The 15,055-nt window shown below is 36.3% G+C and carries 13 protein-coding genes; 2 read left to right on the top strand and 11 right to left on the bottom strand.

What is annotated here, in order from left to right:
* The 8 genes from I7H67_RS15200 to I7H67_RS15165 form a co-directional block, all read right to left on the bottom strand.
* Positions 1 to 882, bottom strand: coding sequence for a branched-chain amino acid ABC transporter permease (locus I7H67_RS15200; protein WP_198308215.1), 882 nt, complete (start codon positions 880 to 882; stop codon positions 1 to 3).
* Between the two features lie 41 nt (positions 883 to 923).
* Positions 924 to 1,715, bottom strand: a complete 792-nt coding sequence (locus I7H67_RS15195; protein ID WP_198308214.1) for an ABC transporter ATP-binding protein — start codon at positions 1,713 to 1,715, stop codon at positions 924 to 926.
* A 12-nt stretch (positions 1,716 to 1,727) separates the two neighbouring features.
* On the bottom strand, positions 1,728 to 2,885 hold the full coding sequence (locus I7H67_RS15190) for an AMP-binding protein (RefSeq protein WP_198308213.1): 1,158 nt from the start codon (positions 2,883 to 2,885) through the stop codon (positions 1,728 to 1,730).
* Positions 2,886 to 3,209: 324 nt separating this feature from the next.
* Complete coding sequence (locus tag I7H67_RS15185) at positions 3,210 to 4,799, bottom strand: rhodanese-like domain-containing protein (protein WP_198308212.1); 1,590 nt, start codon at positions 4,797 to 4,799, stop codon at positions 3,210 to 3,212.
* Between the two features lies 1 nt (position 4,800).
* Positions 4,801 to 5,364, bottom strand: a complete 564-nt coding sequence (locus I7H67_RS15180) for a cysteine dioxygenase (protein ID WP_198308211.1) — start codon at positions 5,362 to 5,364, stop codon at positions 4,801 to 4,803.
* 2 nt (positions 5,365 to 5,366) lie between these two features.
* Complete coding sequence (locus tag I7H67_RS15175; protein ID WP_198308210.1) at positions 5,367 to 6,359, bottom strand: ABC transporter substrate-binding protein; 993 nt, start codon at positions 6,357 to 6,359, stop codon at positions 5,367 to 5,369.
* Between the two features lie 17 nt (positions 6,360 to 6,376).
* A complete protein-coding gene (locus I7H67_RS15170) occupies positions 6,377 to 7,465 on the bottom strand; it encodes an LLM class flavin-dependent oxidoreductase (protein WP_013197709.1) in 1,089 nt (362 codons plus the stop codon).
* A 202-nt stretch (positions 7,466 to 7,667) separates the two neighbouring features.
* Entirely contained in the window at positions 7,668 to 8,564 is an 897-nt protein-coding gene (locus tag I7H67_RS15165; protein ID WP_151989423.1) for a LysR family transcriptional regulator, read from the bottom strand.
* 600 nt (positions 8,565 to 9,164) lie between these two features.
* On the opposite strand from I7H67_RS15165, the gene I7H67_RS15160 reads away from it, so the two are divergent.
* Positions 9,165 to 9,485 (top strand): pyrimidine/purine nucleoside phosphorylase, encoded by a 321-nt coding sequence (locus tag I7H67_RS15160; RefSeq protein ID WP_005046848.1) that lies wholly within the window; start codon positions 9,165 to 9,167, stop codon positions 9,483 to 9,485.
* Positions 9,486 to 9,852: 367 nt separating this feature from the next.
* Positions 9,853 to 11,463: a bifunctional 3-(3-hydroxy-phenyl)propionate/3-hydroxycinnamic acid hydroxylase gene (locus I7H67_RS15155; protein WP_198308209.1), complete on the top strand. Its 1,611-nt coding sequence runs from the start codon at positions 9,853 to 9,855 to the stop codon at positions 11,461 to 11,463.
* A gap of 37 nt (positions 11,464 to 11,500) precedes the next feature.
* Here I7H67_RS15155 and I7H67_RS15150 read toward each other — a convergent pair whose 3' ends face one another.
* The 3 genes from I7H67_RS15150 to mhpT form a co-directional block, all read right to left on the bottom strand.
* The gene (locus tag I7H67_RS15150; protein WP_045431602.1) at positions 11,501 to 12,394 is read right to left on the bottom strand and encodes a LysR substrate-binding domain-containing protein; all 894 of its coding nucleotides are present in this window, start codon (positions 12,392 to 12,394) and stop codon (positions 11,501 to 11,503) included.
* Between the two features lies 1 nt (position 12,395).
* A complete protein-coding gene (locus I7H67_RS15145; RefSeq protein ID WP_198308208.1) occupies positions 12,396 to 13,586 on the bottom strand; it encodes an MFS transporter in 1,191 nt (396 codons plus the stop codon).
* Between the two features lie 169 nt (positions 13,587 to 13,755).
* Entirely contained in the window at positions 13,756 to 14,961 is a 1,206-nt protein-coding gene (gene mhpT, locus I7H67_RS15140; protein WP_198308207.1) for a 3-(3-hydroxy-phenyl)propionate transporter MhpT, read from the bottom strand.
* Positions 14,962 to 15,055 lie beyond the last annotated feature (94 nt).

The raw sequence follows: 15,055 nt of genomic DNA, 5'->3' as shown, positions 1-15,055 counted from the left end.
TTATACCCTCGTCACTTGTTTCTGACCAAACAGACCAGTTGGGTATACCAATAAAAAGAGAATCGCCAACACATATGGAAACCAGTTTTCAATTCCAGAGCCAATAATGCCGCCTAAATAAATCTCCGCTAGTTTCTCGGTTGCTCCCACAATCAAGCCCGCTAAAATCGCACCTGCAATCGAAGTAAAACCACCAATAATCAGTACAGGTAATGCCTTTAGTACCACCAATGAAAGCGAGAATTGAACACCTAAACGTGCGCCCCACAACAAACCAGCGACTAATGCAACAAACCCTGCCACTGTCCAGACTAATATCCAGATATGATTTAAACGGATCCCAACAGATTGTGCGGCTAAAGGATCATCAGCAACTGCACGTAGTGAAATGCCAAAGCGAGTTTTACTAAATAAAAGAGATAAAATAATGACCAATGTTCCAGCAATACCTGTTGCGAAAAGATCAAACTTACTCAGCATGATGCCAAAGAAATTGATGGGTAAATCAGAAATTCCCAGATCTAATCCATGAACCTGTGTTCCCCATACGGTTTGAGCTAATCCCTCAATAACATAACTCAAACCCAGAGTTGCCATGAACAATGTAATGACAGAGCGATTAATTAAATGTTTTAAAATCAATGCATCAATCAGTAGCACCAGCACAAAAATGACAAATAGTGTGACAATAAAAGCCACCACAAATGGAATGCCACGCTCAGTTAAATTGACAAAAGTTAAGGCTGAAAATAAAACCAAAGAACCTTGTGCAAAATTAAAAACACCCGATGCCCGATAAATCAAAACAAACCCTATGGCAACCAAGGAATACATGACACCTGCCAACGTACCCCCTAGCAAGACTTCTAAAAAAAATGACATAAAAAAACTAACCTCTTATTTTTTAATTTATTTGTATATGCTCAATGCGCTTCAAGCGCTTGAATCCCTAAATATGCGCTCAGCACTTCGGGATGTTCTTGAATTTGTTGTGGTGTGCCTTCTGCAATCTTTTTGCCATAGTCCAGCACCACAATATGGTCGGAAATATCCATCACGACAGCTAAATCATGCTCAATCATGAAAATGGTTATATCCAATTGTTGATTTATCTTTTGAATAAACTTGGCAATACTTCGTTTTTCAGCATGATTCATTCCAGCCATTGGCTCGTCTAAAAGCAGAAACTGAGGTTCTGCTGCCAATGCTCTTGCCAACTCCACACGTTTTTGCAAACCATAAGACAACGAGCTAACCAATTGGTCTCGGTATTCTTGTAGATTCAACAGTTTTAAAATTTCTTCAGCTTTAAAACGCTGTAAATCATCATTTTTTTGAGTGCTTGGTAAAGACAATAATGCACCTAACAATGAGTGACGACTTTTTAATACTCGTCCAGTTAAAACATTGTCCAATACTGACATTTGCTTGAAGAGTGCTAAATTTTGAAAGGTGCGCGCAATTCCTAAATAGGGAGCATGCTTTGCCTTATAGTTATGCATAACCTGACCAGCAAAAATGATCTGACCAGATTGCGGCTGATAAATGCCGTTAATAATATTAATTACTGAACTTTTGCCGGCCCCATTGGGACCAATTAAAGAATAAATCTCTCCCTCTCTCACCTCTAAGCTAAGCTGCTTGAGCACTTGTGAAGAGCCAAAAGATAAATCAATTGCCTTAAGTTCTAGCAATACCACAGATGATACTGACATATATTCCTCGTCTTAAGTTATTGTTGTTATTGGCAAAGAATGAAGCTGCGAATTGTCCAATTGGGTACTTTGCCATTCGGCATATTCTCCCCATTCGTGTAACTTCACACCTAAACTTTGATAAAAATTTCGTGTTACAAGCGTTACAGGCTGCCCCACTGTTAAAGCCACTTTAAGATGTGAAAAACCCAACTCTTCTAAAATGACTTGCTTAAATAAGGCAAAGCTAAACTTATCAATCAAAGATAATTTTTCTTCATTTTTCTGTTTTTGAAGTGCATGCTGGTAGTATTTTGCAAGCCATTTATCACTTGGTAAGCGGTTATAAATTAACTGCTCAACACGGGCATAGGTTTCATTGGTCCCTAAAATCAATGTTGGCGAAATAATCTGTCTATCCTGATCGCGAGTATTTAAAGTCTCAGGAATATTTAAGTTAAAACCTGCAAGTAGCCATGATGACCATAGATAACGAATGTGCCCAACACTTGAAAAAGCACGCGTAACAAATGCTTCCTCATGATGATCTAAGTGGTGGTTTTGAACTAAATGTTTGGCCTCTATAATCAAATCTTGATGAGAATATTGCACTCTCAGTCGTTGATTAGACTCAATCCGTTCAAAGCTAAAAGCAATTTGTGCAGGTTCGAGCTGAGTCTTTTTAAAATCAATACGATATTTCTCGTCGGAATTTTTTAATAATTTATCGACAGCTACAACATAGTCATATTCAAATGTACTTAATTTGCTTTGTTCAATATAAAAAATATAAATTGGGTGATAGCGTAATGTCTCAATTGAAACAAGCTGCTCTAGCTCTTCTACGAGAATATAATCTGGCTTTAAAATCGCAAGGTGTCGTAAAAAGTCTTCTGTTGTTAATGTATCAACACTTTGGTCAATCAATTGAACTTCGCCACCTAAAGCCTGTATAGCCAGACTAATAGCAACTACATCAATATTCGGAGCACTGACAATAAGAAAAGTTTGCTTGTTTTGAAAACCACACTCATAAAGCGCAGACGCGTATCTTTCGCTAAGTTCTAGTAAGTTTTTCCATGACCAGTGCTGCCACAGACCCAGCTTTTTATGTCTTAATGCAATTGCATCTGGACGTGCTGTTGCGTGGTATGCCAACAGTGAAATAAGACTTTGCGAATAATCTGACATTTTTGCAATACCCCCCTCATAACGTCGATTGTTAAACGATGAGATAAAAAAATATTGCTGTTATATTTCAATTTACATGCCAAATATTTTTACAAGTATTTTCAATAGTTTATAAAAATATCTTTCTCTATCTGTGCATAAAAGTGATAGTTTATTGTTGAATCACTGTTTTTCAGGCAACAGTTATTACTTTAGTTTCAAAAAGATTTTTTTAGAGAAATCTCAAGAAAAAGTTTTGATTAATACTTTTGATTTTCATAATAGCTCTTCTTCGCGTTAAAAGAGCTATTATTATTTTTATCAATATCTTAGTTAAATATTTAACTAAACTACAAAGAAACCATGTGTTCCATCTGTATTCAGTTGGGCAACTAATCCATATTCCCACTCTAAATAGTCTTGCATAGCTTGGATAGAATTATCCGTTCCTTCATAAGGGCGTTTATACCGATCTATGCGGGGTGATAAATACACATGTTTATCAGTTTCCAAAACAAAAGTTTTTGCCCATGCCTGATTACCGCCTTCCAAGACATAAACATTTTCTGAAATTTTAGCTTGAAGAGCAGATACTGCATATTGTGCTAACAGACTAGTACCACAAGTCACAACAATTTTATGGTTTGTTGGAATTTTTTTCTCATTAAACAGACGTTCAATATCTGCTTTTAATACCCATTGAGCAGTAGGAATATGCCCTTTTTGATAGTTTGCACTAGTTGTAAAATCCAGAATAGTGACTTCTTCACGGACATCTAACCATGCTTGCAATTGTTCAGGTGTGATCCGATGTTTTATATGCAATAACGGAACAACTGGTTTCCATGCTCCTTGCTCGGTAAATATTGTCTGAAAATCCGCATCGAGTACGTAGACATCCCAATTCATTTGCGCCAACCAAGAGGCAGTCATATAAGCACGGACGAGTTGATCATCAATGAGTACAATTCTGGCACCGCGTACACTCGCATAATGGTCAGTTTCCTGAACTAGTTGCCCACCACCAATCCAACGGCTATTAGGTAAATGCGCTTGTATATATTCTTCTTCTGACCGTACATCAAAAACATAGGTGGTGCGTTCACTCTGTTGTTGGAACAGTTGTAGTTGTTCCAAACTAATCGTTTTTACACCAGCCTGCTGTGTTAATTGTTTGGTATTCTCTAATATGCCTGATGGATTATTTTTATTAGCAAAATTAGTATATTGTTGGTGTTGTCCTAAAGCTAATTGTTGCTGTGCCAATGTCCAACCAATCGTACCATTACGTAAAGCATAGACTTCATGTCCAATCTTGGCATTAATCAATGACTGTGTACCAATTAAACTACGTGTACGCCCCGCACAATTCACAATAATTTTAGTATTTTCATCTTTAACAATATTTTTAGCATGAAGTACCAATTCAGCACCAGGTACGCTGATACCGCCCGGAATACTCATGGTTTGATATTCATCAAAACGACGAGCGTCCAGAATGACAATGTTTTCCTGATCATCAATTAATTTTTTGACTTCTTGAGCTGACAGTGACGGCGTCCCTTTATGATGTTCAACAAATTCACCAAAGGCTTTACTTGCCGAATTGACATCAATAAAAATTTCACCGCCTGCATCTTTCCAGCCTTGTAAACCACCATCCAATAATGAAATCTGCTGATAGCCCAATGCTTGTAACTGTTGATAGGCACGTTCTGCCAAGCCCTCACCATTGTCATAAATAACAATATCAGTAGACAGACGAGGTATTCGATTGAGAATTTCTACTTCAAATTTGGAAAGAGAAATATTGGCAGCAAACAAAGGATGGCCTTGAGCATATGGATCTTCTTCACGTACATCAATTAGTGCGATTTCTTGACCAGCCAATAGCTTTTTGCGGATATCTTGATAAGTTTGAATATTGGTTGTCATATTAATGTTCCTGATTTGAATAACCTGAAATAAAACGCTTTGCTGTGCCATCTAAAGCAAAGGTATAGCGTTCTACTTTGCCAATATCAGCACCATAAATGTGGATGCTAATTGAAACCTGATCGGACAGCGCATTACTCACTTGATGCACATCACCCGAAGCTGGAGTAAAAAAATCAATTTCGCCAACTTTTAAATGATCTGGTTCACCTGTGATCTCAAAATGCCCTAATGCATTTCTTTGGTAACGCTGTGAGATTTCTTCACCTTGCAGGACACCAACGACTCCCCAAACTTCATGATTATGGATTGGTGTAGTTTGTCCCTTATCCCATACAAAACTGACAATTGAAAAATGATCTTCCGGATCGCGATATAATAAAAACTGTTGATAGCGTTCAGGGTTCGGTTGCCGATAAGAGCTTGGTAACCAATCATTTAAATGCAGCAATCTACGAAACTCTGGAATAAAAGATTGTATGAGATCAACATCTTCTAATTGCTGTGAAATTCCATATTCAATTCTTTCAATCAACGGCTGGAGTACTTGTTGCAACTGACTCATCTTTATTTTTGCTCCACTTTAAAACCAGTATCAAATGAAGATGTCACATCAAACTTTTTATCAATCAGCTTATATTTGGTATAAAAATCGGCAGTTCCTTGAGAAACTTTGATCACTTCATTATCGATCGGCTCCCACGAGGCATTACGGCGTTTAAAAGCTTTGATTCCCACATCCTCTGGTAGTCCAGTTATTTTTGCATAAGCTTTACCAAACTCATCTCCGTGTTGTCCTGCCCAAGCTTGCGACTCTTTTAAACGATAGATGAAATCTTGAATTGCCACACGTTTATTCTGATCCTTTAAAGATTTATCCGTGGCTGCTAAAAAGGTATAACCTGAATACAAACCACGGCCATTAACCACAACACGAAAATGATCCTTGAGCTCAGCATATGCCGTATATGGATCCCATACCACCCAAGCATCCACTGAACCATTGGCAACAGCTAATTTTCCATCGGCAGGCGGTAAAAATTTAAACGTCACATCTTCAGGCTTCAGACCTTGTTGTTCTAGAGCCTTTAAAGTTAAAAGATGACTAATTGAGCCTTTATTAAATGCTAAACTTTTACCCTTTAAATCTTTGGCAGACTTAATTGGACTGTTCTGAGGCACTAAAATAGCGACTGGATATGGATCTGCTTTATACACGGCAATAGCCTTGGCTGTTCCCCCATTAGAATTGGCAAATATAAAAGGTGCATCACCCAAGTAACCAATATCAATCGCATCTACTTTTAATGCTTCTGCAACTGGTGCAGCAGCTGGAAATTCATACCAATTGATTTTATATGAGACATTTTTTAAAGCACCAGATGCTTCAAGCTGTGCACGCATATTGCCTTTTTGATCACCAATATTGAGCACAACCTGCTCCTTATTTGCTTTGACTTCAGATGCCTGGGCATGTTCAGGTGAAGTCTCTTTTTTTGTACAACCGACTAAAATTGCTGTTGTAAAAACACCCAATAAAATTTTTCCATAGTGATTCATTATTATTTCCTTTCTAATTAGGCCGAAATCAGCTGTTGCTGTTGATCATATTTTTCTGTTTTTTCACGGATTTGGGGCAATAGCTCTCGACCATAATCAATTGCGTCCTGAACAGGATCAAACCCACGTATCAATACGCTATGAATGCCGAGTTTGTAATATTGCAAAATAGACTCTGCAACTTGTTCTGGGGTACCCACTAATGCCGTGGAGTTATAACTGCCTTGAACTAAAGAAGTAATACCAGTCCATAAATTGGTATCTAAACGTTCGCCTTGACCAGCTGCTGCAAGTAAACGTTGCCCACCCGTACTTTGTGGTTTTTTTCTGGCAGCTTGCAAGCCAAAATTTTCTAATTGCTTTTTAGATAATTGATAAATTTCTTGCGCTTTTTCCCAAGCTCTGGACTCACTATCAGCAATAATTGGACGAAATGAAATGTTGTAATCAAGTTGGCGCTCATGTTGTGCTGCCAACTGATTTAGTGTTTCAACCTGCTCTTGGGCCCCCGCTAGAGGCTCTCCCCAAAGCGCAAAAATATCAACCTGTTTTGCGGCAACTTGTAAAGCTTCTATGGAAGAACCGCCAAAATAAATTGGTAAGTGTGTTTGGAGTGGTTTAATTTCAGAATAAGCATCTACTACATGGTAATAATCACCTTCATAGCTAAAAGGTTCTTGGCTATACCATGTTTTTTGTACAACTTCGATGAACTCAGCACTACGTGCATAGCGCTCTTGTTTATTTAAAAAATCTCCATCTTTTTTCTGATCAATATCACTCCCGCCAGAAATAACATGTAGTGCTAAACGTCCATCCGTCAGCTGATCCAAGGTTGCCAATTTACGGGCTGCCAATGTTGGAGAAACAAAACCCGGACGATGTGCTAGTAAAAATTTTATTTTAGAAGTATGTGCAGCAGCATAGGCTGTCACTAAAAAACCATCAGCCTGATCGGACCAATAGCCACATAGAATACGGTCAAACCCTGCCTGTTCATGTGCCTGAGCAATTTTGACAATATAATTTTTATCAAAAGTTTTTGTCGCTGGAATAATTTCAGATGCCTCACGGTGCCAGATCATTCCTAAAATTTGAATTGCCATATTTAAATCCGATGTATTTTTTATAAGAATACGGCAGGTCTTAATATGTTAAAAACAAATATTAAATATTTAATAATATTAAAATATGGAATACTAACAGAATGAGTGAGGCTCAAAACATTGCGGACGTCAACGAAAGCGTTATCTTCAACTAATGCTTTTTATATTGATTATGCTCAATAAAATTTCTTGATATTTTATTTCATCCCCATCCTAGTATGCTCTGTACTTTACGGCTCATCTCCTGGCAAATTGATTGATAGACTTCATTCAAATCGGGTTGAATCATATAAAAAAGTTGCACTGATAAATTGAAGTCAGTAAGTTCGATTGAGGTAAGTTGAGCAGCATAAATACTCTTTTCAAAAACTTCTTTAGGTAATAATCCTACTCCAAGACCTTGAGCCAATAAATTCATCTGCAAATTGGTTCCTGTAACCTCAATTTTTATATTAGGTAACTGATTCAATTTATGGTACTCCGATACAAGATATTGGCGAAAACCGCACCCTTCAGTATTAAGAATCCATCCTAAAGACTGGCAATCGGCAAGATGCTGTACAGACATCTTTTTTAATTTTTTAGAAATAGTCGGCACAATTTGTAACTGACCTAAAATTTCTATGTTTATCTGGTCATTCTGTCCATAAGTTTGGGCTGTTGTTGAAAAAATGCAATCTAGCTTTTTTTCCTTAAATTTATCTAATAAATCGATACCCCAACCTGTGCTAATTTCTAAGTTTAATGTTGGATAACTTTGCTTTAAGTCTTCTAAAATACCTGACAAGATCGTGTCTGATAGACTTGTCGCAATACCAATCCGTAAGTTTTGGGTTGATAATTTATAGCTGTTAACTAATTGCCCTAATGCATCTATTTCAGCAGTAACCTGTGCACACTGCTCAAAAATTTGAAATCCTAGCTGAGTCAATTTTAGAGGGCGTGTATTACGGTCAAAAAGTTGTAATCCCAAATCTGATTCTAGATTTTGGATCCTTCTAGTAATAGCAGGTTGTGAAATACCTAATTGCTGGGCAGCCAGACTGGTAGATTGAACATTGACAAAACAAACAAAAGCTTCAATATCTTCAATTTTCATAATAGCTTAGGACAAGATTTATAAATAAAGGTTATATCCAATTATGATGTTTTTTTATGGAATAACCAGTAGTTTACTATTCATTTTATTTCATATAAGTAATGTTTTTAGCTCAACTTATCTCTGCCTGTACTCATAACTATAATTTTATATTTTTCAAAATCTTATTTTTTATATACTTTTATACTCTAGATAAGTTTTCTAAAAATTAGAAAAAGACAAATATTTCATCTTTTCTGACCTTATTTATATATAAAAACTACGCTAGATAATTCTACACTTAGATGTTATTGAAAATGCTCAGGTAGTATTAAATCTACCAACTAGACTTTAGTCATCAGTTTATTTTGCGTACAATTGCCTTATTTAGATTACCTTTTGCTCAAGACCCTAAAGGTATTTCATAGATTAGAAAGCCCTCACCTTGGGCTTTTTATTTTTGAATCATTTAATTGATATTTACTAATTTCTCGTTAGTGATCTACTTGAGAGAAAAGTTACTTTTATTGCTTACCTAAAATGTAATTTTATAGCTTGAAGATTCAGAGGAACTTTTATTATTATCTTAATAATATTTAGTACAATAAAGAGATACAAGAAATGCCAAATCAATTTGATTCTGTTTCTATAACAAAAAAAGCGAATGTCTACTATGAGGGGCATTCTATTAGTCATGTAATTGAACTAGCTGATGGAACAAAAAAGACTCTAGGAGTTATTCTTCCATCAGATAAGGCTTTAACATTTAAAACTCATGTGCCAGAGCGCATCGAAATTATTTCTGGGAAATGCACTGTTCAAATTGGAGATGAACCAGAAGCTACAATTTATTCTAGCGGCGAATCTTTTAATGTTCCTGAAAATAGTAAATTTAAAATTATGACAAATGAAGTGATTGATTATGTCTGCCATTTAGAGTGAATTGTGACAGAAATACTATTTTCTATCATGGCAACTTATTTGGGATTGTATAACTGTTGCGCATTATAAAAGTTAATAATATTTGTATTTTTAGTAAGACAAAGCCTTGATAATAAAAGTTTTATTATTTTTTACAATGAATAAATTTTTAGCTCTAAAAGCGACACCCTTCAATTATAATTTAAAACAATGATTGGATTTAAAAAAACTATTGCAAGAATATAAAAACTCTTTTAAATACAATATATTAAAAAAAATTAAATATACATCCTCCTTTTAAAAATTCACTTATTAAACTATTGATTAAATTCAACCTTCTTTCAAGTTTGATATTAATAAGAAAACTTGATAGTAAGGGATATTTACTGTGAATCAAACTCAGCATCACACCACGGAAGTTGCAATTTTAGGGGCAGGACCCGTTGGATTAACAATTGCAAATTACTTAAGTAAGCAAGGTGTACAAGTTACTGTTATTGAACAATTAGATCAGCTTATTGATTATCCAAGAGCCATTGGTATTGACGATGAATCATTAAGAACAATCCAATCTTTAGGATTAATTAAACAAGTTTTACCGCATACCACCCCAAATCATGCGATGCGCTTTTTAACTCCTAAAGGACGTTGCTTTGCAGATATCCAACCCATGACTCGCGAATTTGGTTGGCCACGTCGTAATGCATTTATCCAACCTCAAGTTGACCGTGTTTTACTCGAAGGTTTAGCGTTATACCCAACAACACAGGTATTTTTTTCACGCCACTTAAATAGTTTTACTCAAGACAAAGAACATGTAACTTTAAACCTCACTACAAAAGACAAAAAACAAGAAATTATTCAAGCACAGTACCTTATTGCTTGTGACGGCGGAAATTCATTTGTACGTCGTAATCTGAACATTAATTTTGAAGGAAAAACAGCACCTAACCAATGGATTGTTATTGATCTTGCAAACGATCCATTAGCTACCCCTCATGTATATTTATGCTGTGATCCAGTTCGTCCTTACGTATCAGCAGCTTTACCACATGGCATCCGACGTTTTGAATTTATGGTAATGCCAGGAGAGACCCAAGAAGAACTTAGTAAACCTGAGAACATCAATCGTCTATTAGGAAAAGTTTTACCTCATACCGATAATATTGAAGTCATACGCCAACGTGTATATACACATAATGCACGTATTGCAGATCGTTTCCGCGTAGACCGTATTTTATTGGCAGGCGATGCTGCACATATTATGCCTGTGTGGCAGGGCCAAGGTTACAATAGTGGTATGCGTGATGCATTTAATCTTGCTTGGAAAATGGCTTTGGTCATTAAAAAAGTGGCAAGCCCTGAAATTCTTGATAGCTATCAACTAGAAAGGAAAGACCACGCGCAAGCAATGATTAATTTATCCGTTCTAGCGGGTCATGTACTTGCTCCACCGAAAAAATGGCAAGGTGTTGTTCGTGATAGTATTTCTTATGCATTGAACTACATACAACCCATAAAACGCTATTTACTAGAAATGCGTTTCAAGCCAATGCCAAAATATAATGAGGGAATATTGGCACCATTTTCAGGAAAAAATACACCTGTTGGAAAGATGTTCATACAGCCTCATGTCCAGTTTGGAAATAAAGACAAAATTTTATTAGATGATGTCATTGGAAATAACTTTGCCATTCTCGCTTGGGGAGTCAATCCAACTTGGGGCATCTCACCCAATATTATGAAAAAATGGATTAAATTAGGCATTAAATTTATTCAAGTCGTCCCTAACGTGCAATTAGATGCACCAAATCAAACTTCTAATGCAGATTTCATTACAATCGGTGATGCAGATAGTGAAATCCGCACTTGGTTTGGTCAAACAAATCAATCTATGGTGATATTACGACCTGACCGTTTTATAGCAGGTCTTGCTATTCCCCAAACGGTGAATAGTATAAGTGAAGAACTTTTTGAAAAAATGCATTTAATTAACTAAAGTTTTTTAAGCCATTCTTTTGAATGGCTTTTTTATATTAACTAAAGTCCAGATAAAATTGTTTTTTAAGTACATCTAAAATCAAATCTATAGCTTTATTAACATGATCTTTTCGATAAGAAACATATAAACCTATCATCGGTAATGGTTCTATCGTCTTTTTAACTATAATTTTATCTCCTAATAGAGGAATCACATACTGTGGTACCAAGCTCCAACCAATTTCCATTCCGACTAAATTAACGTTAAGTAATATATTAGTTGAGTGCTGTACAACAGTGACGTTAAGCTTAGTTTTTTTAAAGAAGTTATGAATAATTCGATAAAGTTCTGGCGATGACTCTTCATTGCAAATCACAAAATCATGTTGTTCAAAACTTTTTATACTAATGCGTTCCTGCTGAGCCTCTGGCGAATTTTTGGGAATAATTAAGGTAAGTGGCTCTTGAAATACCTGAATCGAAACCAGTTCATCTGAATCAGTTCCATAGCGAGTAAAAGCGATATCTATTTCGCCTTTTCTAAGCGCTACTAGTTGTTCATCATCCGTAAGGCTATGAAAATCAATTGTTAATTCTGGGAAATGCGCTCTTATATTGGGCATGATATAGGGGAAGATTTTCATTTCTGCCGCTGGAACAAAACCAATATTTAATTGTTCTTGTTCAACTTTAGCAGTTTGTTGAGCCAAACTAATTGCTTTCTCTGTATGTTCTAAAATGATTAGAGCTTCTTTAAAAAAGACTTCTCCTGCTTTAGTCAGTTCAACTTTTCGCTTACTTCGTATAAAAAGCTGAACCCCCACCTCTTCTTCTAAATCTTTAATCTGCTGACTAAGAGAAGGTTGCACCGTATGCATACGCATTGCTGCCTTAGTAAAATTCAGCTCTTCAGCAACCGCAACAAAGTAGCGTAAGTGACGTAATTCCATGTCATATCCTAATTATTGTCTTTCCATCTTTATTACATATCCAACGATATAAAAATGAAGTCATTATCGTAAGGAATGCACACAACTGGTAAGTTTTCTCATAGCCTATTTGGGCAATAATTAATCCTACCAAAACTGAACCAATGGCCATTCCGAAATCAAATAAAGTAAAAAAGGTTGAAACAGCATGCCCTATTCTCTTTTTCTCAACCGATTGTATTGCCATGGTTTGAAAAATAGGGAAAAGGGATCCGTATCCCATTCCTATGAGTACTGCCGCCAACCAATAGCCCCACTGTGTTTGCATCCAACTAACTAAAAATAAGCCTATTGAAAAAAGGATAAATGAAGGGTAAACCACGGAATTAGCCCCTCTTTTATCATAAGAATAACCTACCCAAGGGCGCACTATAATCATTGATATTGCAAAGATAATAAAAAATATGCTGGTCGCCGCTAATAAGCCTTTTGTTTCACTATAGACACTAATAAAGCTCATAATGCTTGAATAAGACATTGCAGTAAATAAAGCAATAACGCCGATAGACATCACCCTTTTTTCAAAGATATCGTCAAATGTAATACTCCGCTTTGTAGAGACGACCTCCTTATCTTTTAAGGAAGAAACGGGAATAAGAAAACAAAAAATTAAACCTAAACAAACAATGAATGCTAAAAAGGCAAATAAATTATAAAAGCTTGTGTAACGTATCGTGGCTAATGCGATCATTGGCCCAAAAACAACAGCCAGATTCGTAGACATTACGAAATATCCCATACCCTCGCCCTTTCTATGCTCAGGTATAAAATCATTCACTATAGGCACTATTACTGTCGTCAAAATGCTAAACCAGATCCCATGCACACAACGAATAAGCAATAAAAGCCATAACTGATTTGCCCATAAATAACTTAATGCCAGAAGTGCAAATAATAATGCCGAACCTCGTAAGGCATATTTTTTACCTAACCGATCAATAATTAAGCCAGAAAAAGGACGAGTGATAATAGATGAAACCAAAAATAAGGTTAACGCCAAACCAGCCTGACTGATTGAACCGGATAATTCTTTTAAAATATAAAGTGGCAATATTGTGAGTAATGCATAGTAATAAATGAATAAAAAAAGATTGTTCAATACACACAGAATAAATGAACGATTCCAAAGCTTTTCCTTGGTAACTGAATACATTTTTCTTACTCAATATAGATGATTAGTAAAACCGTAATTCGACTCATATGCTCGATATAGTTATGAACTTACTAAAACATTCGGATGATCAAATTTGAAATTTCACTCAAATAATGCCAAATATGAAAAAAGCTCCTAAATATGAGCTTTTTTCATTGTGGTATTCAGATTATTGGGCCTGATGTAATTTGCGAATCACCAAAAGCATCAGTAATGCTGAAATGATAATTCCAGGGATGGCAGCAGAAATTACGCCTGTAGCACCGCTTCCCATTGCGAGTAATTGTCCAGCAATCGCAGGTCCTAACATTGCACCAATACGCCCAACCGCTGCGGCACTGCCTACACCAGTTGCCCGAATCTCTGTTGGATATACAATGCTACCAAATGCATATAAAACGCCTTGCCCACCAATTGTAAATGTTCCCATTAATGCTGCGGCTGCATACATCGCAGTAAGACTACCGGCTCCATTTAAACTAAATAAACCAGCTAAAATACCTATGTACATCAATATAATGACATAAGCTTTACTCCAGCGATCAATCAGAATACCTAAAACAACCGTACCTAATGCAGCACCCATTTGGAAAAAGACTTGAGCTAAACTACCCTGTTGACGAGAGAATCCCAACTCCATAAAGAGAGATGGCAACCAACTCAACATGATGTATACAACCATCAAGGTAAAAAAATAGCTTGCCCAAAGTAATAGTGTCTGCCCTGCATAGTTATTTCTAAATAGATTTTTAAAAGAGCTTTCTATGCGTGTAATAGATTTATCCTGAAATCTAGTTTGTAAAAACTCCCGTGACTCTGGTAAAAATTTGATCATAAGTGGAAGTACAAGAAGGGGAACGATTCCACCAACATAAAAAATTGTTTGCCAATGTCCACTTACATCGTAGGCTGCCAGTAATGACACCAATATGGCTCCTATTGGCATACCACAATACATCAAACCTACAGCACGCCCACGATTTTCGCTAGAAACAGCTTCCGAAACTAGAGCAATTAAATTTGGCATTGCAGCCCCTAATCCAGCTCCTGCTAAAAAACGTACCAACAGCAACATATAGAAACTATTCACCCAAACGGTACAAAGGGTAAATACTGCAAAAATAGCGACAGCCCCGATTAACACCATCTTACGGCCAATGCGGTCTGCATAACGTCCACCAATTAATGCACCGGGTAATAACCCCAATATTCCGACACTAAAAAAAATACCGAGTTGAGAGCTATCCAGACCAAAAGATTCTCGAATACCTACAGCAGCGATACCCGCTGCCTGAATATCAATCCCTTCAATCACAGCAATTAAAAAACAAATGACGATCGTAATAATAGAGTGCTTATTTCCTGCACGGTCCATAGAAAAATCCTTTTCTACTAGTTTAAAAAATCATTCACCATCATTTCTTAACTGCTTTTATTTCTAAATTAGCCTTAAGTTCTATAATTTCATA

It is taken from the genome of Acinetobacter sp. ACIN00229 (assembly GCF_016106645.1).
Classification (GTDB): Bacteria; Pseudomonadota; Gammaproteobacteria; order Pseudomonadales; family Moraxellaceae; genus Acinetobacter; species Acinetobacter oleivorans.
The sequence above is the reverse complement of the archived record's forward strand: the minus strand, read 5'-3'. Positions and strand labels throughout refer to the sequence as shown.